Below are 1,956 nucleotides of genomic sequence, written 5' to 3'. Positions count from 1 at the left end.
GCGCCGACGCGCGCAGCGTCCGGGACGTCGCCTTCGCCCCGGACGGCCGCACCCTGGCCACCGCCGGGCACACCGGGACCGTACGGCTGTGGCGCCCGGACGGCGCCGACGGACCGGTCCCGCTCGGCGGGCCCCGGCACGCGCACGACGCGGCGGTCTGGTCGGTGGCGTTCTCCCCGGACGGCGACACCCTCGCCACCGCCGGCTACGACGACACGGTGCGCCTGTGGGAGGTGTCGCGCACGGGCGGGTCCGGCGGGGCCGCCGGCGGTCTGCGCCCGCTGGGCGAACCGCTGACCGCGCACACCGCCGCCGTGTGGTCGGTGGAGTTCAGCCCGGACGGACACACGCTGGCCAGCGCCGCGCAGGACGACACCGTCATCCTGTGGAACGTCGCCAACCCCGCCTACCCGCACCGGATCGGCGAACCGCTGACCGGGCACACCGAGGGCCTGTGGGACCTGGCCTACGGCCCGGACGGCCGCACCCTCGCCACCACCGGCGCCGACCACAGCGTCCGCGTGTGGCACCTGCCGGACAGCGTCCTGACCGACTTCACCAACCCGGTCACCTCCGTGGCCTACGACCCCACGGGCAGGCTGTTCGCCGCCGCCAGCACCGACGACGCCCTGGTCCGGCTCTGGGACGTAGGCCGGCCGGGGCCCCCGCGCCCGTTGCCGCGCCCCCTCACCGGCCACGAGGCCCCCGTCCTGACGGCGGCCTTCGCACCGGACGGCCGCACCGTCGCGTCCGGCGCCGAGGACGGCACCCTGCGGCTGTGGGACGTCTCCGACCCGGCCCGGCCCGTCCCCGCGGCCACTGTCCCGGACGCCCACCCGGGCGGTGTCCTCACCGCGGCCTTCGCGCCGGACGGCCGCACCCTCGCCACCGGCGGCGTCGACGCGCGGGTCCGCCTGTGGGACGTGCGCGACCCCGACGACGTACGCCCCGTCGGCACGCCCCTGACCGGCCACACCGACTGGGTCGGCTCCGTGGCCTTCGCCCCGGACGGGCACACGCTCGCCACCGGCAGCCAGGACAAGACCGCCCGGCTGTGGGACGTACGCGACCGGGACCGGCCCCGGTCCGTCGGCGAAGCCCTGACCGCCCACGGCGACTGGGTCGACGCGGTCGCCTTCGCGCCGAAGGGCCACGTCCTCGCCACCGGCGGCCGGGACCGCGCGGTACGGCTCTGGGACGTCACCGACCCCGGCCGGGCCCGCCCCCTGGGCGGCGAACTGACCGGCCATCGCGGCGGCGTCACCTCGGTGTCCTTCGCCCCGGACGGCCGCACCCTCGCCAGCGGCGGCGAGGACCACACGGTCCGCCTGTGGAACGTGACCGACCCCGCCCGCGCAGGCGCCTTCGGCAACGCGCTCACCGGGCACCTGGACACCGTCACGTCGGTCGCCTTCGCGCCCGGCGGCGACACCCTGGCCTCGGCGGGCAACGACCTGACCGCCAGGATCTGGACACTGGACACGGACCAGGCACTCCGCCGGGTCTGCGACCGCACCGACGGCGACCTCACCCCCGCCCGCTGGTCCGAACTCCTACCCCGCCTGCCCTACCGCCCCACCTGCTGACCGGGACAGGCCACCGACCCGGCGCGGGCCACGGCGCCGTCTCCCGGTGCCGACGCCACCGGACCGGCCGTGACCCGGGGCCGCGTCTCCGTGGGGGAGTGACGGGCGGGATCCGGAGCAGGTTTCCAGGCGGAGGTGTGTGATGAGCGGAGCGGTGATCGGCATGCCGGCGGGCATGGCGCCGGCCTTCGCCGGGTGGTTCGGGGGCTTCGGCGCGTTCCTGCCGGTGGCCGCGCTGGGCGCGGTCGGCGCGGGGCCGGGACACCTGGCGGACCACGGCACGGACTGGCGCGGGTTCCCGGCCCCGGCGACCGGAGGACCCGGTGACGGGCACCGGGGCCGCGGGGCGGGCCGCCCGCACGGCACCGGC

Annotated in this window: 2 protein-coding genes; both read left to right on the top strand. The window is 78.0% G+C overall.

The genetic code is table 11. The features are described from left to right. Positions 1-1,586, top strand: a 1,586-nt coding sequence (locus BZZ08_RS38355; RefSeq protein WP_133169280.1) for a WD40 repeat domain-containing protein, incomplete at its 5' end; no start/stop codon positions are given. Positions 1,587-1,728: 142 nt separating this feature from the next. Further along, the coding region (locus BZZ08_RS38350; RefSeq protein ID WP_104636727.1) for a hypothetical protein at positions 1,729-1,956 on the top strand (228 nt) is incomplete at its 3' end.

Source organism: Streptomyces sp. MH60, assembly GCF_002939385.1.
GTDB lineage: Bacteria > Actinomycetota > Actinomycetes > Streptomycetales > Streptomycetaceae > Streptomyces.
This window is presented reverse-complemented; position numbering and strand designations above follow the sequence as displayed.